The 24,614-nt window shown below is 40.4% G+C and carries 25 protein-coding genes and 1 pseudogene; 22 read left to right on the top strand and 4 right to left on the bottom strand.

The features are described 5' to 3' along the window. Positions 1–26 precede the first annotated feature (26 nt). From lysA to CXY28_RS01415, 5 genes are all read left to right on the top strand, one after another. Positions 27–1,244 carry a diaminopimelate decarboxylase gene (gene lysA, locus CXY28_RS01435; protein ID WP_100979239.1) on the top strand — a complete coding sequence of 406 codons (1,218 nt, stop codon included), beginning with the start codon at positions 27–29 and terminating at the stop codon, positions 1,242–1,244. Between the two features lie 4 nt (positions 1,245–1,248). Further along, the gene (locus CXY28_RS01430; protein ID WP_001171376.1) at positions 1,249–1,539 is read left to right on the top strand and encodes a chorismate mutase; all 291 of its coding nucleotides are present in this window, start codon (positions 1,249–1,251) and stop codon (positions 1,537–1,539) included. Between the two features lie 12 nt (positions 1,540–1,551). Further along, positions 1,552–2,424 carry a DUF2156 domain-containing protein gene (locus tag CXY28_RS01425; protein WP_100979238.1) on the top strand — a complete coding sequence of 291 codons (873 nt, stop codon included), beginning with the start codon at positions 1,552–1,554 and terminating at the stop codon, positions 2,422–2,424. After that, on the top strand, positions 2,425–4,104 hold the full coding sequence (locus CXY28_RS01420) for a bifunctional chorismate-binding protein/class IV aminotransferase (RefSeq protein ID WP_100979237.1): 1,680 nt from the start codon (positions 2,425–2,427) through the stop codon (positions 4,102–4,104). A 194-nt stretch (positions 4,105–4,298) separates the two neighbouring features. Next, positions 4,299–5,318, top strand: coding sequence for an aliphatic amidase (locus tag CXY28_RS01415; RefSeq protein ID WP_100979236.1), 1,020 nt, complete (start codon positions 4,299–4,301; stop codon positions 5,316–5,318). A gap of 83 nt (positions 5,319–5,401) precedes the next feature. Here CXY28_RS01415 and flgL read toward each other — a convergent pair whose 3' ends face one another. Then, on the bottom strand, positions 5,402–7,888 hold the full coding sequence (gene flgL, locus CXY28_RS01410; protein ID WP_100979235.1) for a flagellar hook-associated protein FlgL: 2,487 nt from the start codon (positions 7,886–7,888) through the stop codon (positions 5,402–5,404). 232 nt (positions 7,889–8,120) lie between these two features. On the opposite strand from flgL, the gene rplU reads away from it, so the two are divergent. The 17 genes from rplU to CXY28_RS01325 all read left to right on the top strand — a co-directional run bounded on the left by rplU (position 8,121) and on the right by CXY28_RS01325 (position 22,196). After that, a complete protein-coding gene (rplU, locus tag CXY28_RS01405) occupies positions 8,121–8,435 on the top strand; it encodes a 50S ribosomal protein L21 (RefSeq protein ID WP_000119318.1) in 315 nt (104 codons plus the stop codon). A gap of 14 nt (positions 8,436–8,449) precedes the next feature. Next, positions 8,450–8,716, top strand: coding sequence for a 50S ribosomal protein L27 (rpmA, locus tag CXY28_RS01400; RefSeq protein ID WP_000940618.1), 267 nt, complete (start codon positions 8,450–8,452; stop codon positions 8,714–8,716). A 116-nt stretch (positions 8,717–8,832) separates the two neighbouring features. Continuing rightward, positions 8,833–10,482, top strand: a complete 1,650-nt coding sequence (locus CXY28_RS01395) for an ABC transporter substrate-binding protein (RefSeq protein WP_100979234.1) — start codon at positions 8,833–8,835, stop codon at positions 10,480–10,482. A 10-nt stretch (positions 10,483–10,492) separates the two neighbouring features. Then, positions 10,493–11,497 (top strand): ABC transporter permease, encoded by a 1,005-nt coding sequence (locus tag CXY28_RS01390; RefSeq protein WP_100979233.1) that lies wholly within the window; start codon positions 10,493–10,495, stop codon positions 11,495–11,497. Further along, positions 11,497–12,354, top strand: coding sequence for an ABC transporter permease (locus CXY28_RS01385; RefSeq protein WP_024117840.1), 858 nt, complete (start codon positions 11,497–11,499; stop codon positions 12,352–12,354). The genes CXY28_RS01390 and CXY28_RS01385 overlap by 1 nt, the downstream gene beginning before the upstream one ends. Before the next feature lie 11 nt (positions 12,355–12,365). Then, positions 12,366–13,229: an ABC transporter ATP-binding protein gene (locus tag CXY28_RS01380; RefSeq protein ID WP_100979232.1), complete on the top strand. Its 864-nt coding sequence runs from the start codon at positions 12,366–12,368 to the stop codon at positions 13,227–13,229. Continuing rightward, positions 13,226–14,032 carry an ABC transporter ATP-binding protein gene (locus CXY28_RS01375; protein WP_000770467.1) on the top strand — a complete coding sequence of 269 codons (807 nt, stop codon included), beginning with the start codon at positions 13,226–13,228 and terminating at the stop codon, positions 14,030–14,032. Before CXY28_RS01380 ends, CXY28_RS01375 begins: the two co-directional genes overlap by 4 nt. Positions 14,033–14,050: 18 nt before the next feature. Further along, positions 14,051–15,133, top strand: a complete 1,083-nt coding sequence (gene obgE / locus CXY28_RS01370; RefSeq protein WP_100979231.1) for a GTPase ObgE — start codon at positions 14,051–14,053, stop codon at positions 15,131–15,133. 41 nt (positions 15,134–15,174) lie between these two features. Next, a complete protein-coding gene (locus CXY28_RS01365; protein ID WP_100979230.1) occupies positions 15,175–16,170 on the top strand; it encodes an alginate lyase family protein in 996 nt (331 codons plus the stop codon). Positions 16,171–16,409: 239 nt separating this feature from the next. Further along, the gene (locus tag CXY28_RS01360) at positions 16,410–16,964 is read left to right on the top strand and encodes a YceI family protein (RefSeq protein ID WP_000738949.1); all 555 of its coding nucleotides are present in this window, start codon (positions 16,410–16,412) and stop codon (positions 16,962–16,964) included. A gap of 9 nt (positions 16,965–16,973) precedes the next feature. Further along, complete coding sequence (gene hemL / locus CXY28_RS01355; protein WP_100979229.1) at positions 16,974–18,266, top strand: glutamate-1-semialdehyde 2,1-aminomutase; 1,293 nt, start codon at positions 16,974–16,976, stop codon at positions 18,264–18,266. A gap of 5 nt (positions 18,267–18,271) precedes the next feature. Beyond that, positions 18,272–18,535: an AtpZ/AtpI family protein gene (locus CXY28_RS01350; RefSeq protein WP_050825917.1), complete on the top strand. Its 264-nt coding sequence runs from the start codon at positions 18,272–18,274 to the stop codon at positions 18,533–18,535. A 15-nt stretch (positions 18,536–18,550) separates the two neighbouring features. After that, on the top strand, positions 18,551–18,952 hold the full coding sequence (locus tag CXY28_RS01345; RefSeq protein WP_100979228.1) for a hypothetical protein: 402 nt from the start codon (positions 18,551–18,553) through the stop codon (positions 18,950–18,952). Between the two features lie 83 nt (positions 18,953–19,035). Next, a complete protein-coding gene (locus CXY28_RS01340) occupies positions 19,036–19,914 on the top strand; it encodes a carbon-nitrogen hydrolase family protein (RefSeq protein WP_100979227.1) in 879 nt (292 codons plus the stop codon). Positions 19,915–19,926: 12 nt separating this feature from the next. Beyond that, positions 19,927–20,808, top strand: coding sequence for a polysaccharide deacetylase family protein (locus CXY28_RS01335; protein ID WP_100979226.1), 882 nt, complete (start codon positions 19,927–19,929; stop codon positions 20,806–20,808). Between the two features lie 45 nt (positions 20,809–20,853). Beyond that, positions 20,854–21,231, top strand: a complete 378-nt coding sequence (locus CXY28_RS01330) for a hypothetical protein (protein ID WP_015643938.1) — start codon at positions 20,854–20,856, stop codon at positions 21,229–21,231. Beyond that, positions 21,231–22,196, top strand: a complete 966-nt coding sequence (locus tag CXY28_RS01325; RefSeq protein ID WP_100979225.1) for a CobW family GTP-binding protein — start codon at positions 21,231–21,233, stop codon at positions 22,194–22,196. Before CXY28_RS01330 ends, CXY28_RS01325 begins: the two co-directional genes overlap by 1 nt. 184 nt (positions 22,197–22,380) lie before the next feature. Here CXY28_RS01325 and CXY28_RS01320 read toward each other — a convergent pair whose 3' ends face one another. The 3 genes and pseudogenes from CXY28_RS01320 to CXY28_RS01310 all read right to left on the bottom strand — a co-directional run bounded on the left by CXY28_RS01320 (position 22,381) and on the right by CXY28_RS01310 (position 24,544). Continuing rightward, positions 22,381–23,526 carry a YbfB/YjiJ family MFS transporter gene (locus tag CXY28_RS01320; RefSeq protein ID WP_100979224.1) on the bottom strand — a complete coding sequence of 382 codons (1,146 nt, stop codon included), beginning with the start codon at positions 23,524–23,526 and terminating at the stop codon, positions 22,381–22,383. A 361-nt stretch (positions 23,527–23,887) separates the two neighbouring features. Then, a pseudogene (locus CXY28_RS01315) lies at positions 23,888–24,198 on the bottom strand (type II toxin-antitoxin system YafQ family toxin). After that, positions 24,185–24,544 (bottom strand): hypothetical protein, encoded by a 360-nt coding sequence (locus CXY28_RS01310; protein WP_015643943.1) that lies wholly within the window; start codon positions 24,542–24,544, stop codon positions 24,185–24,187. Before CXY28_RS01310 ends, CXY28_RS01315 begins: the two are co-directional and overlap by 14 nt. Positions 24,545–24,614: the final 70 nt, after the last annotated feature.

Below are 24,614 nucleotides of genomic sequence, written 5' to 3'. Positions count from 1 at the left end.
TTCAAATTTTATGATTAGGTTTTTCTATGTTTAATTATGAAGAGCTGTTTCAAACTTATAAAACCCCTTTTTATCTCTATGATTTTGACAAGATCAAACAGGCTTTTTTGAATTATAAAGAAGCGTTTAAGGGGCGTAAATCTTTGATTTGCTACGCTTTAAAGGCGAATTCCAATTTGAGTATCCTCTCTTTACTGGCGCATTTAGAGAGTGGGGCGGATTGCGTTTCCATAGGCGAGATATATAGGGCTTTAAAAGCTGGGATCAAGCCTTATAGGATCGTGTTTAGCGGGGTGGGTAAGAGTGCATTTGAAATAGAACAAGCCCTAAAACTCAACATTTTATTTTTAAATGTAGAAAGTTTTATGGAATTAAAAACGATTGAAACAATCGCTCAATCTTTAGGGATAAAGGCTAGGATTTCCATTCGAATCAACCCCAACATTGACGCTAAAACGCACCCCTATATTTCTACCGGTTTGAAAGAAAATAAGTTTGGCGTGGGAGAAAAAGAAGCTTTAGAAATGTTTCTTTGGGCTAAAAAAAGCGCGTTTTTAGAGCCTGTTAGCGTGCATTTTCATATCGGATCACAGCTATTAGATTTAGAGCCGATTATAGAAGCGAGCCAAAAGGTGGCTAAAATCGCTAAATCTTTGATCGCGCTAGGGATAGATTTGCGTTTTTTTGATGTGGGCGGAGGGATTGGCGTGAGCTATGAAAATGAAGAGACTATCAAGCTCTATGATTACGCGCAAGGGATTTTAAACGCGCTTCAAGGCTTGGATTTGACCATTATTTGTGAGCCGGGCCGATCCATCGTGGCTGAGAGTGGGGAATTGATCACGCAGGTTTTGTATGAAAAAAAGGCTCAAAACAAGCGCTTTGTGATTGTAGATGCGGGCATGAATGATTTCTTGCGCCCCAGTTTGTATCATGCTAAGCATGCCATAAGGGTTATAACGCCCTCTAAGGGGCGTGAGATTTCGCCTTGCGATGTGGTAGGGCCTGTGTGTGAGAGCAGCGACACTTTTTTAAAAGACGCCCATTTGCCAGAATTAGAGCCAGGCGATAAAATAGCGATTGAGAAGGTTGGGGCTTATGGCTCTAGCATGGCCAGTCAATACAATTCGCGCCCCAAACTTTTAGAATTAGCCCTAGAAGATCACAAAATCAGAGTGATAAGAAAAAGAGAGGCTTTAGAAGATTTATGGCGGTTAGAAGAAGAAGGCTTAAAAGGGGTTTGATTAGATGCAAAAGAATTTGGATAGTCTTTTAGAAAATTTAAGGGCTGAAATTGATGCGTTGGATAATGAATTAAGCGATCTTTTAGACAAACGCTTAGAAATCGCTTTAAAAATCGCTCTCATCAAACAAGAAAGCCCCATTTATTGCCCTAAAAGAGAGCAAGAAATTTTAAAACGACTCAGCCAAAGGGATTTCAAGCATTTGAATGGAGAAATTCTTACGGGTTTTTATACAGAGGTTTTTAAGATTTCTAGAAAATTTCAAGAAAACGCCCTCAAAGAGTTAAAAAAATAAAAGAGAGTTGTCATGTTTGAAAAAATCACCCTAGCGCATAAGGACTTGTTTTCAAGGTTTTTAAGCGCTCAAAAAATCGTTTTATCAGATGTGAGTTTTACGAATTGCTTTTTATGGCAGCACGCAAGGCTCATTCAAGTGGCGGTGATTAGGGATTGTTTGGTGATTCAAACCACTTATGAAAATCAAAAACCCTTTTATTTCTATCCTATCGGTAAGAGGCCGCATGAATGCGTAAAAGAGCTTTTGAAATTAGAAAAAAATTTAAGATTCCACTCTTTGACTTTAGAGCAAAAAGACGATTTGAAAGACAATTTTGTAGGGGTGTTTGATTTCACTTACAACCGAGACAGGAGCGATTATGTTTATTCTATTGAAGAATTGATCGCTTTAAAAGGGAAAAAATACCATAAGAAAAAAAACCACTTAAACCAGTTTCTAACCAATTATGCGAATTTTGTTTATGAGAAAATTTCTCCTCAAAATAAAAAGGAAGTTTTGGAGGCCTTTCAAGAGTGGTTTTTAGAAAGCCAGACCGATGATATAGGGCTAATCAATGAAAATAAGGGCATTCAAAGCGTTTTAGAAAATTATGAAAGCCTGGATGTGAAAGGGGGGCTTATTAGGGTTAATGGGGAAATAGTCTCGTTTAGTTTTGGAGAAGTTTTAAACGAAGAGAGCGCGCTCATCCACATTGAAAAAGCCCGCACAGATATTGCAGGCGCGTATCAGATCATCAACCAACAATTGCTTTTGAATGAATTTAGCCATCTAACTTACGCTAACAGAGAAGAAGATCTAGGATTAGAGGGTTTGAGAAGGTCTAAAATGAGCTATAACCCGGTGTTTTTGATAGACAAATACGAAGCGGTTGCTAAAAATTAAATGATTTTTGGAGATTTTAAATATCAAAAAAGCGTTAAAAAACTCACCGCCACTAATCTTAATGAGCTTAAAAACGCCTTGGATTTCATCTCTCAAAATAGGGGGAAGGGGTATTTTGTGGGGTATCTTTTGTATGAAGCGCGTTTAGCGTTTTTAAATGAAACTTTTCAAAGCCAAACCCCTTTTTTGTATTTTGAACAATTTTTAGAAAGAAAAAAATACTCTTTAGAGCCTTTAAAAGAGCATGCGTTTTACCCTAAAATCCATAGTTCTTTAGATCAAGAAACTTATTTCAAGCAGTTTAAAGCCGTTAAAGAGCGTCTCAAAAACGGCGATACCTATCAAGTGAATCTCACGATGGATTTATTTTTAGACACTAAAGCCAAGCCAAAGCGCGTTTTTAAGGAAGTGATACACAACCAAAACACGCCTTTTAAAGCTTTGATAGAAAATGAGTTTGGGAGTATTTTAAGCTTTTCGCCGGAATTGTTTTTTGAATTAGAGTTTTTAGAGACAGCGATTAAGATTGTTACAAAACCCATGAAAGGCACGATCGCTCGCTCAAAAAATCCCTTAATAGATGAAAAAAACCGATTGTTTTTGCAAAATGATGACAAAAACAGAAGTGAAAATGTGATGATTGTGGATTTACTGCGTAACGATTTGAGCCGCTTGGCCTTAAAAAATAGCGTGAAAGTCAATCAATTGTTTGAAATCATCAGCTTGCCTAGCGTGTATCAAATGATAAGCGAGATTGAAGCGAAATTGCCCCTAAAAACAAGCTTGTTTGAGATTTTTAAGGCGTTGTTCCCTTGCGGATCGGTTACCGGATGCCCTAAAATAAAAACCATGCAAATCATTGAAAGTTTAGAAAAACGCCCTAGGGGGGTGTATTGCGGAGCGATAGGCATGGTTGGAGAAAAAAAAGCCCTTTTTAGCGTGCCTATCCGCACTTTAGAAAAAAGAGCGTGCGAAAATTTTTTGCGTTTAGGGGTAGGGAGTGGGGTAACTTATCAAAGTAAAGCGCCAAAGGAATATGAAGAGAGTTTTTTAAAATCCTTTTTTGTGATGCCCAAAATAGAATTTGAGATTATAGAGACGATGAAAATTATCAAAAGGGATCAAAAATTAGAGATTAACAATAAAAACGCCCATAAAGAACGCCTTATTAGTAGTGCCCAATACTTTAACTTTAAATACGATGACAATCTTTTAGACTTTGAATTGGAAAAAGAAGGGGTTTTAAGGGTTTTACTCAACAAAAAGGGCAAGCTCATTAAAGAATACAAAACCTTAGAGCCTTTAAAAAGCCTAGAAATCCGTTTGAGTGAAGCCCCCATTGATAAACACAATGATTTTTTATACCATAAGACCACTTACGCCCCTTTTTATCAAAAGGCTCGAGCGCTCATTAAAAAAGGCGTTATGTTTGATGAAATCTTTTATAACCAGGATCTAGAACTCACTGAGGGCGCTAGGAGCAATCTTGTTTTAGAAATCCATAACAGGCTTTTAACCCCTTATTTTAGCGCGGGAGCGTTAAACGGGACGGGTGTTGTGGGGTTGTTAAAAAAGGGTCTTGTTGGGCATGCCCCTTTGAAATTACAAGACTTGCAAAAAGCGGCTAAAATCTATTGTATTAACGCGCTATATGGCTTAGTGGAAGTGAAAATAAAATAACTATAAAAACAGAGCGGCTAAAACCTCATTTTTCTGGAAATAGGTTACCAAATGGAGCCAATAAGTTAAAACTCGCCCACAATAATCATAACGATTAAAGTTTTCATATTCATTATAAATCCGTTTACACAATTATTTTATAAATTCAAGTAGAGGGTTTGTAGGAACTCTCATCAAAAAACAAGGAATATAACATGAGACATGGAGATATTAGTAGCAGCCCAGATACTGTGGGTGTAGCGGTAGTTAATTATAAAATGCCCAGACTCCACACTAAAGAAGAGGTGTTGGAAAATTGCCGTAATATCGCTAAGGTGATTGGCGGAGTCAAATGGGGTCTGCCCGGGTTGGATCTGATTATTTTCCCTGAATACAGCACGCATGGGATCATGTATGACAGACAAGAAATGTTTGACACAGCTGCAAGCGTTCCTGGAGAAGAAACCGCAATCTTTGCTGAGGCTTGTAAGAAAAACAAGGTTTGGGGAGTGTTCTCTTTGACGGGGGAAAAACACGAAGAAGCTAAAAAGAATCCCTATAATACTTTGATTCTTGTCAATGATAAGGGTGAGATCGTGCAAAAATACCGCAAAATCTTGCCTTGGTGCCCTATTGAATGTTGGTATCCTGGGGATAAAACTTATGTAGTTGATGGGCCTAAGGGCTTGAAAGTTTCTTTGATTATTTGCGATGATGGGAACTACCCTGAAATTTGGCGCGATTGTGCGATGCGTGGGGCGGAACTCATTGTGCGCTGTCAAGGTTACATGTATCCGGCTAAGGAGCAACAAATTGCGATAGTGAAAGCTATGGCGTGGGCTAATCAATGCTATGTAGCGGTAGCGAATGCGACCGGCTTTGATGGGGTGTATTCCTATTTCGGGCATTCTAGCATTATTGGTTTTGACGGGCATACTTTGGGCGAATGCGGGGAAGAAGAAAATGGTCTTCAATACGCTCAACTTTCCGTGCAACAAATCCGTGATGCGAGAAAATACGACCAAAGCCAAAACCAACTCTTCAAACTCTTACACAGAGGTTATAGTGGGGTTTTTGCTAGTGGCGATGGGGATAAGGGTGTGGCGGAATGCCCTTTTGAGTTCTATAAAACTTGGGTTAATGACCCCAAAAAGGCTCAAGAAAATGTAGAAAAAATCACTCGCCCAAGCGTGGGTGTGGCCGCTTGTCCTGTAGGCGATTTGCCCACGAAATAAAGGGCAAAAGGAGAGGGGGTTTCATAGAAGCTTAAAAGCCATTTTAATACCTCTTTTTAGAACGCTTAAAAACCACCAAAAGACTACAAATATTTTGTTAAAGACAGATTATTGATTTTGTTCGTGGAAGCCAAAACAGCGTTATAGTTGTTAGTGAGATTGGAAAATTTATTATAAGTCTCTGCCATATCCGTGCCGGTCGTTTCCCCACGAATGCTTTGAACTTGCGTTTTTAAAACTTCATTACGCCTGATAATGTTCTCAAACGCCTTGCCATGAGCGCCGTTTTTAGCGATCATTTTTTCTATGTGATCGCTCAAGTGATCTATAAGGGTGATGCCGTTTTGAATGCCTAAATTACGCATATCGCTAGAATAAGTATCCCCTAAAGCGTCCGGGCGATAAATCCCTTTTCTTACAGAAGTGATGGTATTTTCTAATTGATCAAAAAAATTCACGCTGGGCTTGTCAATAATGAGAGCGTTATTAGCGTTTAATTTAAGGCTTGGTTTGTCGCTGTGCAAGGCGTTTTGAGAAAAATCATTCGCGTCTTTATCAAAAAGCATGAACTGCATTTTGGTGTTTGAATGCATGTTGTCTTGGATAATGACTTTTCCCTCTTCATTCAAATTAACAGAAAGGTTGTCTTTAGCTTGTTTTAACAATCCAATAAAGCGCTCCTTGCTTTCTTTTGAAGTGGGGTTATCGCTGATTTGTTGGTAGATGGCTGGGTCAGTATTGCTGTAATTGAGCGCGATACTCATCGCATCCATGAGCTGTCTGTAAGTTACTTCATTGGGTTTAGAAGCTTGAATATCAGCGCTTGTGGGGTCATAAAGCGGGATTTTAACGCCATTAGGCAAACTCAAAAAAGCCCCATTATTATCCAAGATCATTTGCGCTTTTAAAAACGAGCCATTCACATCGTTTAATTTCATGTTAAAAACGCTATTTTCTAAACTCCCCTTAGCGACCTCACTCAGTTTAGTAGAGCCATTAGCCGCGCCATTTTGAGCGATTTGAGCAGCATTGCTTTCTAATTTTGCCCCTTCTTTATTGAAATAGGTTTTTTGGTATTCGCTCGCGTTATTAGTAGGAATGCCGGCCACTTCTAGCCCTTTTTGATCTAGGGTGCTTAAAGCCAAAGAAATAGGCGATTCTTTAGAAGAATTGTCAATGATCCTCAAACGCCCGTTCGTTGCAATTTCCACATCCACTTCATTATTAAAGCGTTCTTTAATCGCATCTTTCAGATCTTTAATCGTAGAATTTTTCACGTCTAAAAGAATGGGAATGTCCAAATAAACAGGGAGGTTTGGGATTTTAATAGCGCTTGTTTCGTCCAAACGGCTAGCGTTGATTTTTAAAGTTTCCACGCTATCGCCAAAAATCTCGCTCAATTTAGTGTTTTTGTTGGCTAAAACATTGTCTTTAGTTACAAACACGCTAGGGATTTCAAGCGTTTTAGGATTATACATGTTAGGCACCGCTTTAACTTGGCTCAAACTCCTATCCGTTACAAATGCGCTTTTGACGTATTCAGTAACCCTTTTACCGCTCGAACGCAAGGCGTCTAAATCATCAAAATCCCCATCGCTAGAAATCAAATGAAAATCCAAATTTTCACTGCCAGGCGTTAGGTTTTTGATCTCAATTTGCCCCCAATTGTTCAAACTCACATCCACGACTTTATTTTGCGAAGTGTTCCCGTAAGCATGACCGATTTTATCCAACAAATCGCTCACTTTAGTCGCGCTTTCTTTGTTCTGGTAGGCCTTATCCAGTGCGAATTTTTCTTTAAAACTAGAGCCATCAGGCCTAACGCCTTGCAAATAAAAAAACTCTTTAGGGTCATTGGTGGGGTCTTTATCGTTATCGCCGATGAGTTCTCGCAAGGTATCATCGGGTTTAATAAAAACTTCTTCAGGTAATGAAGAACGCTCTAAAGCGTCCATCACATCAGGGTGGAGCTTGTTTTGATTGAATAATTTAATGTTGGTGGTAATGAGTTTGTGTTTGTCTTTATCCGCGCCTAAAAACAAATCTTGCCCGCTGATATTATAAGGCACAAGGTTATCAGAGCTAATAAGCGCGTTTAAATCTTCGCCATTGCCATGGTATTTCCCCTCGCTATCAATGGGAGGTCTATCCACCTTACTGCCCCCAAATAAAAATTCCCCCCCTATGGAGGTGTTAGCAACATTCATCATATGCTCTTTTAAGCGTTCTAAATCGTTAGCGATAGCGGCACGAGAAGTTTCTGAATGCACATCGTTAGCGGATTGGATGAGTTTGGTTTTAAACGCCTCCATCGTTTTAGAAAATTCTTGCAAGGCTTTGTCGGTATTGAGCGTTGAAGTGTAAGCGTTTTGAGCCACATCAATGCCTTGATCTAAGGTGTTTTCTTCGTATTGGAATTTTAAATTCTGGTTGTTAATGTCGCTGTTTTGATAACCATAACGGATTTTTAGCCCTGAAGCGATCTGCGTGTTAGCGTCGTTGATTTTATTTTGTAAAGCGTTTTGATAGTTATTCATTTGGTTGTATTTTGAGCCAAAGGTAACGCGCATGATCAAATCCTTATTGGTTTTTTAACAAACAAGCTAAAAGTATTCCAAAACAAGTTAATAGCAATTGTGAGTGGGACAATGCGGGTTAATAATGGCGGGTTAAATGGGGTGTTTTTGAGTAAAAAAAATCTTTTAATGCGAATTTAATCTCAATTTAAAGTTAAATTTTAGCAAATACTCACTATAATAAGCGTTTATTTTAAAAAGAGCGTTCAATTTTTAAGGAATAGAAATGTCATACGCAATATTCAAGCATGGCGGTAAGCAATATAAAGTCGTTGAGGGCGATATTGTTTTATTGGACAAAATGGATAAAGAGCCTAAGGCTTTAGTGGAATTAGTGGAAGTGTTAGCCGTATCCAAAGAGGGCAAACTCTCTTGCGGGAAACCCTTTGTGAATGGGGCTAAAATTGAAGCGGAAGTGATCAATGAAGGGCGCGGCAAAAAAGTCATCACTTTCAAAAAACGCCGCCGAAAAGACAGCAAAACCAAGCGTGGTTTTAGAAGAGATTTCACTCGTGTTAGAATCACTAAAATTGTAGCCTAAAGGAGTATTAAGCAATGGCACACAAGAAAGGTCAAGGGAGCACGCAGAATAACAGGGATTCTGCAGGAAGACGCTTAGGCGTGAAAAAATTTGGCTCAGAATTTGTGAGAGCAGGGAATATTATCGTGCGCCAAAGAGGCACTAAAATGCATCCGGGTAATAATGTGGGCATGGGGAAAGACCATACCTTATACGCGCTCATAGATGGCGTTGTGAAGTTTGAGCATAAAGACAGAAACCGCAAAAAAGTTTCTGTGGTTAGTCAAAATTTTGGGGAGTAGGGTAACCTTTAAAGGTCAATTAAACCTTTAGGTGTTTGTTAAACGCCTATAAACGCAATAAAATATTTATAATTTAGATCTCTATCCTTTATAGAATTTGTTGTGGAGATTGGCTTATGAATAATGTTTTTGTTAAGGGTTTGTTTTTTTTTCTTTTGTTGTTTGGGTTCTTTTTGAAAGCCTCAGAAAGCCCAAACGCTACTCTTAATCCATCTAAAGAAAATGTTTCTGTTGAAGAGCAAAAGCGTTTTGGAGGCGTTTTAGTTTTTGCTAGAGGCGCTGATGGCTCAAGCATGGATCCGGCTTTAGTGACTGATAGCGAAAGCTATGTGGCAACGGGCAATATTTATGACACGCTCGTGCAGTTCAAATACGGCACCACAGAAATTGAACCAGCCTTAGCGACAAGTTGGGAAATATCCCCAGATGGTCTTGTATATACCTTTCATTTACGCAAAGGGGTTTATTTCCACCAGACGAAGTATTGGGATAAAAAAGTAGAGTTTAGCGCTAAAGATGTGCTGTTTTCGTTTGAGCGCCAGATGGATAAGGCTAAACGATACTATAGCCCGGGGGCTAAAAGCTATAAATACTGGGAAGGCATGGGCATGTCTCATATTATCAAGAGCATTGAAGCTTTAGATGACTATACCATTAGATTCACGCTTAATGGGCCAGAAGCCCCATTTTTAGCCAATTTGGGCATGGATTTTTTGAGCATTTTGAGTAAGGATTACGCTGATTACTTGGCTCAAAATAATAAAAAAGACGAGTTGGCTAAAAAGCCTGTTGGGACAGGGCCTTTCAAATTCTTTTTATGGAATAAAGATGAAAAAATCATTCTTTTAAAAAATCAGGATTATTGGGGGCCTAAAGCTTATTTGGATAAGGTGGTGGTGCGCACCATTCCTAATTCTTCCACTCGCGCTTTAGCGCTGCGCACCGGTGAAATCATGCTCATGACTGGGCCTAATCTCAATGAAGTGGAGCAGTTAGAAAAACTTCCTAATGTCGTGGTGGATAAAAGCCCTGGGTTGTTGGCGAGTTGGCTTTCGTTGAACACGCAAAAAAAGTATTTTAACAACCCTTTGGTGCGTTTGGCTATCAACCATGCGATTAATGTGGATGATTACATCAAAGTGCTTTATGAAGGCTTTGCCCAAAAGATGGTCAATCCTTTCCCGCCCACTATATGGGGTTATAATTACAATATCAAACCCTATGAATACGATTTGAAAAAGGCTAAGGAATTATTGAAGCAAGCGGGGTATCCTAACGGCTTTAAAACCACCATTTTTACCACTGCCACTCGTAACCCAAAAGGAGCGGTGTTCATACAAGCGAGCCTGGCTAAAATTGGCATTGATGTGAAAATTGAAGTGTATGAATGGGGGGCTTATTTGAAAAGAACGGGATTAGGAGAGCATGAAATGGCGTTTGCAGGTTGGATGGCAGACATTGCGGATCCGGATAATTTCTTATACACCTTATGGAGCAAGCAAGCCGCTTCAGCCATACCCACTCAAAATGGTTCCTTTTATAAGAGCGACGCCTTTTCCGATCTGCTCATAAAGGCTAAACGGGTTTCGGATCAAAAAGAGAGGGAAGCCCTTTATTTAAAGGCTCAAGAAATTATCCATAAAGACGCGCCCTATGTCCCTTTAGCTTACCCTTATTCAGTGGTGCCGCATTTGTCTAAAGTCAAGGGCTATAAAACGACCGGAGTGAGCGTGAATCGCTTCTTTAAGGTGTATTTAGAAAAATGAAAGGGGTTGTATGCTGAGTTTTATCATTAAGCGTATTTTGTGGGCGATTCCCACGCTGTTTGGAGTGAGTATCATTGTGTTTATGATGGTGCATTTAGTGCCGGGGGATCCGGCGTTAGTGATTTTAGGCGAAAAGGCCAATCAAGCCGCTATTGACGCTTTAAGGGAACAATTTGGCTTGAATAAGCCTTTGATAGAGCAGTATTTTTTCTTTATCAATAATGTGTTGCATGGCAATTTTGGCGCTTCTATCATGACCGGTGAGCCTGTGATGCATGAGTTTTGGCAACGCTTCCCGGCTACGGTGGAATTGGCTTTGATCGCTTTGTTTATGGCTCTTGTTTTGGGTATTAGCGTTGGCGTGTTGGCTGCGATCAAACGCTATAGCGTGTTTGATTATTCCAGCATGACTTTCGCTTTAGCCGGGATTTCTATGCCGGTGTTTTGGCTAGGGCTTATGCTGATTTATATCTTTAGCGTGCAATTGGGGTGGTTGCCTGTTTTTGGGCGTTTGAGCGATGTGTATTATTTAGATGGCCCCACAGGTATTTATTTGATAGACAGCCTGATCGCAGGAGATTATGGGGCGTTTGTGGATACGATCAAGCACTTGATTTTGCCTAGCATTGTGTTAGCCACGGTTTCTACTGCTGTCATTGCCAGAATGACTCGCGCGAGCATGGCAGAAGTGTCTAAAGAAGATTATGTGCGCACCGCTAAAGCTAAGGGGTGCAGCTCCTTTAGGGTGATTTTTGTGCACACTTTGCGTAACGCTTTAATCCCTGTAACGACTATCGCAGGCTTGATGCTGGCCGGGCTTTTAGGGGGGAGCATGATAACTGAAACGGTTTTCTCATGGCCTGGGATTGGTAAGTGGATCGTTAATGCGCTCAACCAACGCGATTTCCCGATTATCCAGTCCATGTCTTTGATTATTGCCATGATGTATATTGGGGCTAATCTCTTGGTGGATATTTTATACGCTTTTATTGATCCTAGAATAAGGTTGTCATAATGGAGTCTTTTAGAGAGTTTATCCAACAATTCAAAAAAAATAAGGCGGCGGTAGTTGGGGCATGGATTGTGCTTTTATTGGTAATTTGCGCTGTTTTTGCACCCCTTTTAGCCCCGCATGATCCTTATGTGCAAAATGCGCAAGATCGCCTTTTAAAGCCTATATGGGAGCATGGGGGGAACGCTAAATACCTTTTAGGCACCGATGATTTGGGGCGCGATATTTTGAGCCGCTTGATCTATGGGGCCAGGATTTCTTTAACCATAGGGATTGTTTCTATGGGGATTGCGGTCTTTTTTGGCACGATATTAGGGCTAATAGCGGGGTATTTTGGTGGGAAAACAGATGCAATTATCATGCGTATCATGGACATCATGTTCGCTTTGCCCTCTATTTTATTGATCGTGATTGTGGTCGCTGTGTTAGGGCCTTCACTCACTAACGCCATGCTCGCTATTGGGTTTGTGGGGATTCCTGGATTTGCAAGATTGGTGCGCAGTTCTGTGCTGGGCGAAAAAGAAAAAGAATATGTGATCGCTTCTAAAATCAATGGCTCTTCGCATCTTCGTTTGATGTGTAAGGTGATCTTCCCTAATTGTATTATCCCTTTAATCGTGCAAACGACAATGGGTTTTGCTTCCACGGTTTTAGAAGCGGCCGCGCTGAGCTTCTTAGGTCTTGGGGCCCAACCTCCCAAACCTGAATGGGGAGCGATGCTGATGAATTCCATGCAATACATCGCTACCGCTCCTTGGATGCTTGTTTTCCCTGGGGTGATGATTTTTTTAACGGTCATGAGTTTTAATCTGGTAGGCGATGGTATCATGGACGCTTTAGATCCTAAACGGGCCTCTTAAAAGGAGCTTGCATGATTTTAGAAGTTAAAGATTTAAAAACTTATTTTTTCACCGATAAGGGCGTGAATAAAGCAGTAGATGGCGTGAGTTTTGGCTTGAAAAAGTCTCAAACGCTCTGTATTGTAGGGGAGAGCGGGAGCGGGAAAAGCATCACTTCGCTTTCTATTTTAGGGTTGATTGAAAAACCGGGTCGAATTGTAGGGGGGAGCATTCAATTTTTAGGGCAGGATTTGTTGCGGCTCAAAGAAAAGCAGATGCAAAAAGAAATTAGAGGTAAAAAAATTGGCATGATCTTTCAAGAGCCTATGACGAGCCTAAACCCTTCCTACACGGTGGGGTTTCAAATCAATGAAGTGTTGAAAATCCACCACCCTAACCTTAATAAAAAAGAACGCTTAGAAAGGGTGGTTTATGAATTAGAGCGTGTGGGCATTCCCCATGCAGGGGATAAATACCACGAATACCCTTTCAATCTCAGCGGGGGGCAGCGCCAAAGGGTGATGATCGCTATGGCTATGGTGTGTGAGCCTGAAATCTTGATCGCTGATGAGCCTACGACGGCGTTAGATGTAACCATTCAAGCACAGATTTTAGAATTGATGAAAGAGTTGCAGCAAAAAAAAGGCACTTCTATTTTGTTTATCACCCATGATTTAGGCGTGGTGGCGCAAATCGCTGATGAAGTGGTGGTGATGTATAAAGGGCATGTGGTGGAGCAAGCGAGCGCGAAAGAGCTTTTTGCTGATCCAAGACACCCTTACACGAAAGCTCTTTTAAGCGCGATCCCTAAACCGGGCAAAGAATACCGCAAAAAACGCTTAGAAACCGTGGATGAAAATATAGATTATTTGAGTTTTCCAAAGGAGTTACGATGAAGCTCTTAGAGATTAAAGAATTGAAAAAATCCTATGCGATAGATAGGGGGTTATTCAAGCCTAAAAGAGTGATCCATGCGCTCAATGGGATCAGTTTTGAAGTGGAACAAAATGAAGTTTTAAGCATCGTGGGGGAGAGCGGTTGCGGGAAAAGCACGACAGCAAAAATTTTAGCCGGGATTGAAAGGCAAGATAGCGGGGCGATTTATTTCAATGGCAAGCGCCATTTGCATTTTAGCAAACAGGATTGGTTTGATTACCGCAAAAAGGTGCAAATGATTTTTCAAGACCCTTATTCTAGCCTGAACCCAAGGTGGAAAGTGGGCGAGATTATCGCTGAACCCTTGCTGTTAAATTCTCACTTTTCAAAAAAAGAAATCAAAGCCAAAGTGCTAGAGATCATGCAAAAAGTGGGCTTGAAATTAGAATGGATCGATCGTTATCCCCACCAATTTTCAGGCGGTCAAAGGCAACGAATCGGTATTGCTAGGGCGCTCATTTTGCATCCTAGCGTGGTGATTTGCGATGAGCCTGTGTCTGCGTTAGACGTGTCCATTCAAGCGCAAGTGTTGAATTTGCTCTTGGATTTGCAAAAAGAAATGGGGCTGACTTATATTTTTATCAGCCATGATTTAGGGGTGGTGGAGCATATTAGCGATAAAATCATCGTAATGAACCAGGGGCAAATCGTAGAAACGGGAGATGTGGATAGCGTGATAAGCGCTCCAAAGCACCCTTATACGCAGAAATTGCTCAATGCGGTGCCGCATTTGGAAAAATCCATGCAAAGATTTGCCAAATAAAAGAAAGGGTATTAAGCTGTGTTTGTAGATAGCGTGGAAATCATCATTGCTTCGGGTAAGGGGGGGCCTGGAATGGTGAGTTTTAGGCGAGAAAAGTTTGTCATTAAAGGCGGTCCTGATGGGGGCGATGGGGGCGATGGGGGCGATGTGTATTTTGAAGTGGATAACAATACCGACACTCTAGCGAATTTTAGAGGCACCAAACACCATAAGGCTAAAAACGGGGCTCCAGGAGGCACACGAAATTGCGCGGGCAAAAAGGGCGAAGACAAGATCATTGTTGTGCCGCCAGGAACGCAAGTGTTTGTAGGTGATAAGTTGTGGCTTGATTTAGTGGAACCTAAAGAAAGGGTGTTAGCCTTAAAAGGAGGCAAGGGGGGGTTAGGGAATGTGCATTTTAAAAGCGCGACTAAACAACAACCCACTTACACGCAAAAAGGCTTGGATGGGGTTGAAAAATGCGTGCGTTTGGAATTAAAACTCATCGCTGATATAGGGTTAGTGGGCTTCCCTAATGCGGGTAAATCCACGCTCATTTCCACCATCTCTAACGCTAAGCCTAAAATCGCTAATTATGAATTTACGACTCTAGTGCCTAATTTAGGGGTTGTGAGCGTAGATGAGAAAAGCGGATTTCTAATGGCTGATATTCCTGGCATTATTGAAGGGGCTAGTCAGGGAAAAGGCTTAGGGATTAGCTTTTTAAAGCATATTGAACGCACCAAAGTTCTAGCTTTTGTTTTAGACGCTTCTAGGCTGGATTTAGGCATTAAAGAGCAATACCAACGCTTGAGATTGGAGTTGGAAAATTTTTCACCCGCTTTAGCCAATAAGCCTTTTGGGGTGTTGCTCAATAAATGCGATGTTGCAGAAAACATTGATGAGATGACTAAGGATTTTTGCGCCTTTTTAAATTTAGAAGCGCAAAAATTAGAGGCGTTTGATTTAGAGCCGTATTTGGGGTTTTTACACCCCCATTTAACCAATGATTTTGAAAATGACCCTAATGAAAAATCAGCGCTCTTTGTCTTGCCCCTTTCAGCGGTTAGCGCTCTTAATACGCATGCACTTAAATTTGTGTTGTTAAAAGCGTTACCCTAAAACGCTATTTTTAAAATAATCCATTAAAATAAAGGCGAGGAATGAAAAGATTTGTTTTGTTTTTATCGTTCATGTTTGTTTGCGTTTGCGTTCAAGCTTACGCTGAGCAAGATTACTTTTTTAGGGATTTTAAATCTAAAGATTTGCCCCAAAAACTCCATCTTGATGAAAAGCTCTCCCAAACAATACAGCCATGCGCGCAACTTAACGCATCAAAACACTACACTTCTACTGGGGTTAGAGAGCCTGATGTCTGCACAAAGAGTTTTAAAAAATCCGCTCTCATGTCTTATGACTTAGCGCTAGGTTATTTGGTGAGTAAGAATAAGCAATACGGCTTAAAAGCTATAGAAATTTTAAACGCTTGGGCTAAAGAACTTCAAAGCGTGGATACTTATCAGAGCGAGGATAATATCAATTTCTACATGCCTTATATGAACATGGCTTATTGGTTTGTCAAAAAGGCATTCCCTAGCCCAGAATACGAAGATTTCGTTAAGCGGATGCGCCAATATTCTCAATCCGCTCTTAACACTAACCATGGGGCGTGGGGCATTCTTTTTGATGTGAGTTCTGCGTTAGCACTGGATGATCACGACCTTTTACAAAATAGCGCTAATCGGTGGCAGGATTGGATATTTAAAGCCATAGATGAGAATGGGGTTATTGCTAGCGCGATCACTAGGAGCGATACGAGCGATTATCATGGCGGCCCTACAAAGGGCATTAAGGGGATAGCTTATACCAATTTCGCGCTTCTTGCGATAACTATATCAGGCGAATTGCTTTTTGAGAACGGGTATGATTTGTGGGATAGTGGAGCCGGACAAAGGCTCTCTATAGCGTATAACAAAGCCGCAACATGGATTTTAAACCCTGAAACTTTCCCTTATTTCCAGCCTAACCTTATTGGGGTGCATAACAACGCCTATTTCATTATTTTAGCCAAGCATTATTCTAGCCCTAGCGCGGATGAGCTTTTAAAGCAAGGCGATTTGCATGAAGATGGTTTCAGGTTGAAACTCCGATCGCCATGAATTTTTTTGTATTCAAGATGATAGCGATAGCCATGCGCTTTAATCTTTTGATGAATGGTTCAGAAAGTTTGGTTCAGTCAGCATTATTTACAAAAAGAGTTTAAAATAAACGCAATTGTATCTCTTGAGTCGTCTTTAGAGTGCAAATGATTATCAAAATGAATCGTTTTAGTTGTAAGCAAGCTTGTTTACACTAAAATAGTAAGCGTTATTGATAAGACCACATTAAAGGATAATGAATGAAAAAAATGGTTTTGGTATCGGTTTTACTAGCAGGGTTTTTGCAAGCGGTGAATTTGGATTTATCTTCGGCTAAGCTAACATGGACGGCCTTTAAAACTAAGGCTAAAACACCAGTAAATGGGAGCTTTGAAAGCATCACCTATAAATTGGGTAAATCTCAAGATAGTTTAAAAACCCTTTTAGAGGGAGCGAGTGCGAGCATGGATAGCTTGAAAGTCAATTTGGACGATGAATTGAAAAATAAAAATGTTAAAGAAGCTTTTTTCGCTCTTTTTAAAAACACCCACATTAAAGTAACTTTTAGAAATGTGATAGAAGGCGATCATGTGGGTTCTCTTACGGCTTATGTGAGGATGAATGAAAAGCTGGTGAAAGTGCCTATGCAATATACGATTGCTGAGGATAAGCTCGTGGTTAAAGGGGTCTTGGATTTGTTGAATTTTGGCTTGAAAAATGAATTAGCGAGCTTGGCTAAACGATGCGAGAGTTTTCATGAGGGCTTGACTTGGTCGCAAGTGGAAATCCAATTTGAAAGCATGATTAAGGGATAATTTAAAACCATGGAGTTATTGCACAGCATTAATGATTTTAATGAAGCCAAGCAGGTGATCGCTGGGGGGGTCAATTCGCCTGTGAGGGCGTTTAAGAGCGTTAAAGGCACTCCCCCCTTTATTTTAAAAGGTAAGGGGGCGTATCTTTATGATGTGGATAACAACCATTATATAGATTTTGTGCAAAGCTGGGGGCCTTTGATTTTTGGGCATGCTGATGAAGAAATTGAAGAAAATATTATTAATGTATTAAAAAAAGGCACTTCTTTTGGCGCTCCCACAGAGTTAGAAACCACTTTAGCTAAGGAAATCATTTCTTGTTATGAAGGCTTAGATAAGGTGCGTTTAGTGAGTAGTGGCACAGAAGCGACCATGAGTGCGATACGACTCGCTAGGGCTTATAGCCAAAAAGACGATTTGATCAAGTTTGAAGGGTGCTACCATGGGCATAGCGATTCGTTGTTAGTGAAAGCGGGTAGCGGGTGCGCCACTTTTGGCTCTCCTTCTTCTTTAGGCGTGCCGAACGATTTTAGCAAACACACTCTAGTGGCTCGTTATAACGATTTAAACTCTACAGAAGAATGTTTTAAAAAAGGCGATGTGGGTTGTGTTATCATTGAACCCATTGCTGGGAATATGGGGTTAGTGCCGGCTCAAAAAGAGTTTTTACTAGGCTTAAAGGCTTTGTGTGAAAAATACCAAGCGGTGCTGATTTTAGATGAAGTGATGAGCGGGTTTAGAGCGAGTTTGAGCGGTTCGCAAGAATTTTATGGCGTCGTGCCGGATTTGGTAACCTTTGGTAAGGTGATAGGTGCGGGGCTTCCTTTGGCGTGTTTTGGGGGGCGTGCGGAAATTATGGACTTGCTTTCACCCATTGGAGGCGTGTATCAAGCAGGCACTTTAAGCGGTAACCCCCTAGCGGTGTGCGCGGGGTTGAGTGCACTTTATAAAATCAAAAGAGACAAAACCCTTTATACTCGCTTAAACGCTTTAGCCGTTCGTTTGACTCAAGGTTTAAAAAAGAGCGCTCAAAGTTATAACATCGCTTTAGAGACGCTCAACATGGGGAGCATGTTTGGCTTTTTCTTTAACGAAAATGCGGTGTGCGATTTTGATGACGCTTTAAAAAGCGATACAGAAATGTTTGCGAAATTCCACCAAAAAATGCTCTTTAAGGGCGTGTATTTGGCGTGCTCAAGCTTTGAAACCGGCTTTATTTGTGAGCCTATGACTGAAGAGATGATTGATTTAACGATCGCAAAAGCCGATGAAAGTTTTGATGAAATCATAAAAGGTGTGTGAATTTTTTGAAAAAACCAAAGTATTATAAATTCATAGAGGGGGCGAATTATTTGAGCTTGGGGCTTTCTATGGTGGTAGCGATCCTTATGGGCGTGGCTATAGGCTATGGGCTTAAAAAGATCACTCACATTTCGTGGCTTTTTTGGCTTGGGGTTATTTGGGGCGTGTTAGCGAGCTTTCTTAATGTCTATAAAGCTTATAAAAACATGCAAAAAGACTATGAAGAACTAGCCAAAGACCCTAAATACACACAAAATCAAACAAAATAAATCCAATAAAATCCCATGTGCCAAATCCAATGCTTGCTTATTTTACTTTCTATCAATATAGTCAGTGCGATTATCGTTTATTTTTTCCAAGCGTTTCAAGGGGTTTTGAATTTTGAAGGGGGGTTTTTAGGGTTTTTTATCGTGGCGTTGTCTTCGTATTACGGCGTTAAAAAGCGTTTGGATTTAAGGAAACAAAATGGAGAAAAAGAAGAAAAGCAAAAATTCCAAAAATTCGCTCTGGGTTTGGAAATGTCTTTCAATGTGTGGCGTTTAGGGGGGTATGGGGTTTTACTAGGCATTTTAGGAGTGCTTTTATTCTCGCATCTTTTTAAAGGGTTAATCTTTCTTATCGGCGTGTTTGTGAGCTCGCTCTCTAGCGCGTTATTACGATTTTTAAATAATAATGGTAAGTTTTGACACAAACGCATAAGGATTTTAACCCCTTTAACCCTCTTTTAATTTTTAATCCTATACAATAAAAACAAAAATGGGAGTGGATCTTGAAAACAAAAAATCCCGCTAAAAGAATCCTAAAAACCGCTGTGATTCAAATGCAATCCAAACCTTATGCCTTAAATGAAAACCTGCAATTAGCACTCAATCTGGCCAAAGAAGCCCACAACAAAGGCGCGAATCTCATTGTTTTACCGGAATTGTTTGATAGCGGTTATTGCGTGAATGATAGAGACGCAGAGTTTGGGATAGATTTTAAAGCGATAAAGCATGGCGAGCTAAAAAACGAGTCGTTGAGCGCGTTAAGTAATTTTGCAAAGTCTAATAAGGTGCATTTGGTGGCGTGTAGCATTGAAAAAACGGATAAAAAACTCTACGACAGTGCTTATATCATTCCGCCAAAAGGCGGGATTTCTGGAAAACACCGCAAGATTTATTTGTGGGGCGATGAAAAATCGCGCTTTAGAAGGGGCAAAAAATACGAGGTTTTTACGCTGGATTTTGGGGATTTTAGCACAAAAGTGGGTTTGCAAATTTGCTATGAAATCGGCTTTGGCGTGGGCGCGAATCTTTTAGCGTTACAAGGGGCTGAGATTTTAATCTATCCTAGCGCGTTTGGCAAGGCTAGGGCTTATAATTGGGATTTGTTGAGCAAAGCTAGAGCGTTAGAAAATGGTTGTTTTGTGTGCGCGTGCAATCATAGTGGGGAAGAAACTAACGCTCAATTGAAACAAACGCTAGAGTTTGCCGGCGATTCAAGAATCATTGCGCCCAATGGGAAAATCATCGCGCAAGCCACCAAGCTTAATGAAGTCGTTATTGCTGAAATGGATTTAAACGAAGCGGCACTGCAACGCCAAAAAATCCCTTATTTACAAGATTTTGACACCAAACTCACCAAAAAGGGGTTTGGAAAACTCACTTAAAAAGGAGCGATTATGGCAAAAGAAATTTTAGTGGCTTATGGCGTGGATATTGATGCGGTGGCTGGTTGGCTAGGGAGCTATGGTGGGGAGGATTCGCCTGATGATATTTCGCGCGGGCTTTTTGCGGGTGAAGTGGGGATCCCACGGCTTTTGAAATTGTTTAAAAAATACCATCTCCCTGCGACTTGGTTTGCGCCTGGGCATTCTATTGAAACTTTCCCTGAGCAAATGAAAATGATCGTGGATGCAGAGCATGAAGTGGGCGCGCATGGGTATTCGCATGAAAACCCTATCGCTATGACGGCCAAGCAAGAAGAAGACGTTTTGTTAAAAAGCGTTGAATTGATTAAAGATCTCACCAGCAAAGCCCCCACAGGCTATGTGGCGCCGTGGTGGGAGTTTTCTAATATCACTAATGAATTGCTTTTAAAACACGGCTTCAAATACGACCACTCGCTCATGCACAATGATTTCACGCCCTATTATGTGCGCGTGGGGGATAGTTGGAGCAAGATTGATTATAGTTTGGAAGCTAAGGATTGGATGAAACCTTTAGTCCGTGGGGTGGAAACAAATTTAGTGGAAATCCCTGCGAATTGGTATTTAGACGATTTACCGCCGATGATGTTTATCAAAAAATCCCCCAATAGCTTTGGTTTTGTAAGCCCACACGATATAGGGCAAATGTGGATCGATCAATTTGATTGGGTTTATCGTGAGATGGATTATGCGGTGTTTAGCATGACAATCCACCCTGATGTGAGCGCCCGTCCGCAAGTGTTGCTCATGCATGAAAAAATCATTGAACATATCAACAAGCACGAGGGCGTGCGTTGGGTAACATTCAATGAAATCGCTGATGATTTCTTAAAACGAAACCCTAGAAAAAAATAGCGATAACGCCAAAAGGTTTTTGGCGTTTGATTAAAAGGTTGAAAGATGTGCGTTTTATGCGGGGAGCTTATCAGTTCTTTTCATTGGACCGATGGGAGTCATGGGAGTGATAGTTATGAGATTGGTGAGGGCTTGAGAGAGCCAAATGCGCTTATTAGTGCGAATGAAAACGCCAGAGAACGCAAAAGAGCGCGGCTCAAGCGAGTGGGATTGCTCAATCAAATCTTGGCGTTTTACGGGCTAAAAATTAATGATTGGCAAGGTGCGAAATTTGTGCTGTGCGATCAAAAAGGGCAGAGCGTGATCGTGAATGATTTAGGCGATTTGTGGGGTAAGGCGCAAAATTTAGCCAAAAAAAAGATGGACGCGCTAGATTCTAATCTGTTAGCGTTTTTAAATCAAAATACACAAGCCACTCACTGATGCCCAAAATCCCTATCACGCTCATCACAGGTTTTTTAGGCAGCGGTAAAACGAGTTTTTTAAGCGAATATTTAAACCAAATAGATCACCAAGGCGTTGCCCTTATTGTCAATGAAATCGGTCAAGCCGCTTTGGATCAGCGCATCTTAAGCGTTCAATATTGCGGTGAAAAAATGCTCTATCTTAACGCAGGGTGCGTGTGTTGCAACAAACGCTTAGATTTAGTAGAGTCTCTAAAAGCCACGCTCAACAACTATGAATGGCGCGGCGAAATTTTAAAGTGCATCATCATTGAAACCACCGGTTTAGCCAACCCGGCACCGATTTTATGGACGATTTTGAGCGACACTTTTTTAGGGGCGCATTTTGAGATTCAAAGCGTGGTGGCTTGCGTGGATGCATTGAACGCTAAAACGCATTTAACAAACAATGAAGCTAAAGAGCAAATCGTTTTTGCTGATAGCGTTTTATTGACCAAAACGGATTTGCAAAATAACAGCGGGGCTTTAATGAAATTAAAAGAGCGGATACAAGCCCTTAACCCTAGTGCAGAAATTTTTGACAAGAAAAATATAGATTACGAAAGCTTTTTTTCACGCAACAATAGGGCACGAAATTTTATGCCAAGAATGCCAAAAGATTCGCACTCGCAAGGCTTTGAGACTTTAAGCATCAGGTTTGAAGGGGCGATGGAGTGGAGCGCGTTTGGGATTTGGCTGAGTTTGTTGTTGCATCAATACGGCACACAGATTTTACGCATAAAGGGGATTATTGATATTGGAAGCGATCTTTTGGTGAGTATTAACGGCGTGATGCATGTCATTTACCCGCCTAAGCACATTTCAAAGGATCAAAACGGCTCTAATCTCGTTTTTATCATGCGCCATTTAGAGCGTGAAAAAATCTTAAATTCCTTAAAGGGTTTTAAGGATTTTCTCGGCATCAAGGGTTTTGAAATGCAATAATTTTTAATTTTACTTAAATGTAAAAAATGCTTTTAACATTTAAAAGCGTTCTTTTTGGGTTAGGGGGTTTTTAGGTGAAAGAGTTGTAGGGGTGAATTGTTTCAAAACACCCCTATCCCCTTGTGAGTTTTATTATAAAATGAAATCTAAAACTATAAACAAATTTTAAAAATCCCATTTTTTGCTATTTGTTTATAGCTGTTTGCATTTTGATAGGGAAAAGAACGATGAAACTTAAAACCAAACACACCCCACAAATAACAAAAATCAAAACATAGCCCAAATCCCCTAAAAAGATCGTAAAAAGATACGAAAAAAGCGCTTGGAAAATGCCAAAAGAAAACACCACCCACGAAGACGCTTGAGCGAAATGCTTCGCGCCTGCAATTTTTAAAGCCATCATGCTGAATAAATTGATATTGGCGGTTGTGGCCGCTCCCATTATAAAGATGCTTAAATTGAGTAAAGAGATTTGGTGGAAAAAAATGGGCAAAAAGCATGCGATCGATTTTAAAATGAGGATAAAGATATTGGCGTTTTTAGCCCCTAGTTTTTGAGCCATGGGGCCGCTGATTAAAGAGCCAAGCGTGGCTCCAAAACCAAAAAACGCCCATGAAGTTCCAGCGATAGTGGGGGAGATATTTAAATGACGGATCAAATAATCCACCCAAAAAAGCGTGTGTGGTAAAAAACCAATCGCATTGAGCGCGCAAGAAACGAGCAATAACCACAAATGAAAGGGGATTTTAAACGCACTTTCTTCTTTTTTAACGGATTTTTTCCTTAAAGAGCGGGTTTTTAACCCCACTAAGGAAAGGATAAAGGCTATCAAACAACTGCCCCCTAAAAAAATCCATGCCCATTTGATATTATAAGAGCTGATCCAAGGCAGAACAAACCCACTAAAGACAGATCCAATGCCTACAGCACTAAAAATAAGCCCCCCCACTAAGGCTTTTTTATGTTCTTTGACATAGGGTAAAGAGAGAGGAGCGACTAAAATCATTAACGCGCTGCTAGCCACACCGGCGATAAAACGCCAGATCCAAAGCCAAAAGAAAGGGATACTATCAAAATAACAGACTAAAAAACTCAAAGCGATCAAGCCAAAACTGATTTTAGCGATGCTTTCTAATGACATTAACGGGCTTAAAAATTGGATTAAAAAACTCCCAAAAACATAGCCCATTAGCACCGCAATACCCAGTTGGAAGCTTTGGTGTGGGGTTAAACTCCCTGATAAAATGAGTAGGGGGATTAAAACCACATAGCCAAAACGAGCCAAGCCGTTAGACACAAAAACCCCTAAAAAGCAAACAAACACGCGCATTTTGATCCTTAACACATGACAAGTTATAAAAAGATCTTGTATTATATTGAAACTTGTTAATTGATAGCGCATAATGGGAACGAGATGAGAATAAATTTAAGGAGCGTTCATGCTATTTAGTGAGTGCGTGTATCATTAAAGAGGCCCCACGATTGAATAAAAAAGAGTTGGTTATTAGCGTTATAGAGCTTGTGTCCAAAGCACTTTATAAAAACAAGGCTTCTACTAGAATAGGGCTTCTTTGCGGTGGTTTTCATTGCTGAAACAGACGCTAATAACTATGGGCTAGACTTAAAAGAAAGCATCACTGAGAAAAAGTAGAGTTGAACGCTTAAGTTATTTTTTAATAGGGTTTAGAGGGTTAGCATGCGATTGCTGCATTCTTTTTAGGCGTTATGGGTAGTTTATAAAACAACTCGCTATGACTGCTAGTCTTAACAAAATAAGCTCATCATCTTTCACTAAATACACAAGCAAAACATCAGCTTTGATATGGCATTCTCTATAAGGCTTCCAAACTCCCCTTAAAGCGTGATCTTTGAATTGTGGGGGTAGCGGTTCTTTTTTTCTTAAGGTTAGAATGACTTCATTCAAAATGCTATCATCAAACCCGTTTTTAACAAGCTTTTTAAAATCTTTTTTGTAAAGGATATGGTGCTTAATTTTCAGCATTCACTTCCTTTTTCACTTCATTTGCCCATGCGTGAAAGTCTTCAATAGTTTCTAAGTTTTCACCATTTAACGCTTCTCTCATGGCTTGTTGCGTTTCAATATTTGGGGTTTCATGCCCAAAACAACAATCATTAGCTCTTTTGTTGATCTCTTGTAAGATTTTGTTCAACTCTTCTAATTTGTTATGAAAACCTTTATCTTTTTTTTCTAGCTCTTTAGCCATTTTCTTTTCAAGATACGCCCTATCCCTTTTTAGCTTTTCAATTTCTTGTTCTTTTTTATTAATGAGATTAAAAAGCTGTCTTTGGCTGTATTTTGTGTAATCTTTGTTGGTGGTGTTTGGCATATTTATTCCTTTTAAAATATAAGATCAGTTCATTATAGCGCAAGCGATAGAGTGGGATTAAAAAGGTTAG

This window comes from Helicobacter pylori, from assembly GCF_002832345.1.
Lineage (GTDB): Bacteria > Campylobacterota > Campylobacteria > Campylobacterales > Helicobacteraceae > Helicobacter > Helicobacter pylori_CP.
Note: the sequence above shows the minus strand (reverse complement) of the source record. Positions and strands in the feature narration are given on the sequence as shown.

What these genes read in the sequence shown, in the direction of transcription:
- lysA (WP_100979239.1), top strand. Translation starts at nt 27, where the DNA reads ATGTTTAATTATGAAGAGCTGTTTCAAACTTATAAAACCCCTTTTTAT.
- CXY28_RS01430 (WP_001171376.1), top strand. Translation starts at nt 1,249, where the DNA reads ATGCAAAAGAATTTGGATAGTCTTTTAGAAAATTTAAGGGCTGAAATT.
- CXY28_RS01385 (WP_024117840.1), top strand. Translation starts at nt 11,497, where the DNA reads ATGGAGTCTTTTAGAGAGTTTATCCAACAATTCAAAAAAAATAAGGCG.
- CXY28_RS01365 (WP_100979230.1), top strand. Translation starts at nt 15,175, where the DNA reads ATGAAAAGATTTGTTTTGTTTTTATCGTTCATGTTTGTTTGCGTTTGC.
- rplU (WP_000119318.1), top strand. Translation starts at nt 8,121, where the DNA reads ATGTCATACGCAATATTCAAGCATGGCGGTAAGCAATATAAAGTCGTT.
- CXY28_RS01395 (WP_100979234.1), top strand. Translation starts at nt 8,833, where the DNA reads ATGAATAATGTTTTTGTTAAGGGTTTGTTTTTTTTTCTTTTGTTGTTT.
- CXY28_RS01390 (WP_100979233.1), top strand. Translation starts at nt 10,493, where the DNA reads ATGCTGAGTTTTATCATTAAGCGTATTTTGTGGGCGATTCCCACGCTG.
- CXY28_RS01330 (WP_015643938.1), top strand. Translation starts at nt 20,854, where the DNA reads ATGTGCGTTTTATGCGGGGAGCTTATCAGTTCTTTTCATTGGACCGAT.
- flgL (WP_100979235.1), bottom strand. Translation starts at nt 7,888, where the DNA reads ATGCGCGTTACCTTTGGCTCAAAATACAACCAAATGAATAACTATCAA.
- CXY28_RS01310 (WP_015643943.1), bottom strand. Translation starts at nt 24,544, where the DNA reads ATGCCAAACACCACCAACAAAGATTACACAAAATACAGCCAAAGACAG.
- rpmA (WP_000940618.1), top strand. Translation starts at nt 8,450, where the DNA reads ATGGCACACAAGAAAGGTCAAGGGAGCACGCAGAATAACAGGGATTCT.
- CXY28_RS01380 (WP_100979232.1), top strand. Translation starts at nt 12,366, where the DNA reads ATGATTTTAGAAGTTAAAGATTTAAAAACTTATTTTTTCACCGATAAG.
- hemL (WP_100979229.1), top strand. Translation starts at nt 16,974, where the DNA reads ATGGAGTTATTGCACAGCATTAATGATTTTAATGAAGCCAAGCAGGTG.
- CXY28_RS01375 (WP_000770467.1), top strand. Translation starts at nt 13,226, where the DNA reads ATGAAGCTCTTAGAGATTAAAGAATTGAAAAAATCCTATGCGATAGAT.
- CXY28_RS01345 (WP_100979228.1), top strand. Translation starts at nt 18,551, where the DNA reads ATGTGCCAAATCCAATGCTTGCTTATTTTACTTTCTATCAATATAGTC.
- CXY28_RS01325 (WP_100979225.1), top strand. Translation starts at nt 21,231, where the DNA reads ATGCCCAAAATCCCTATCACGCTCATCACAGGTTTTTTAGGCAGCGGT.
- CXY28_RS01360 (WP_000738949.1), top strand. Translation starts at nt 16,410, where the DNA reads ATGAAAAAAATGGTTTTGGTATCGGTTTTACTAGCAGGGTTTTTGCAA.
- CXY28_RS01420 (WP_100979237.1), top strand. Translation starts at nt 2,425, where the DNA reads ATGATTTTTGGAGATTTTAAATATCAAAAAAGCGTTAAAAAACTCACC.
- CXY28_RS01335 (WP_100979226.1), top strand. Translation starts at nt 19,927, where the DNA reads ATGGCAAAAGAAATTTTAGTGGCTTATGGCGTGGATATTGATGCGGTG.
- CXY28_RS01320 (WP_100979224.1), bottom strand. Translation starts at nt 23,526, where the DNA reads ATGCGCGTGTTTGTTTGCTTTTTAGGGGTTTTTGTGTCTAACGGCTTG.
- CXY28_RS01415 (WP_100979236.1), top strand. Translation starts at nt 4,299, where the DNA reads ATGAGACATGGAGATATTAGTAGCAGCCCAGATACTGTGGGTGTAGCG.
- CXY28_RS01425 (WP_100979238.1), top strand. Translation starts at nt 1,552, where the DNA reads ATGTTTGAAAAAATCACCCTAGCGCATAAGGACTTGTTTTCAAGGTTT.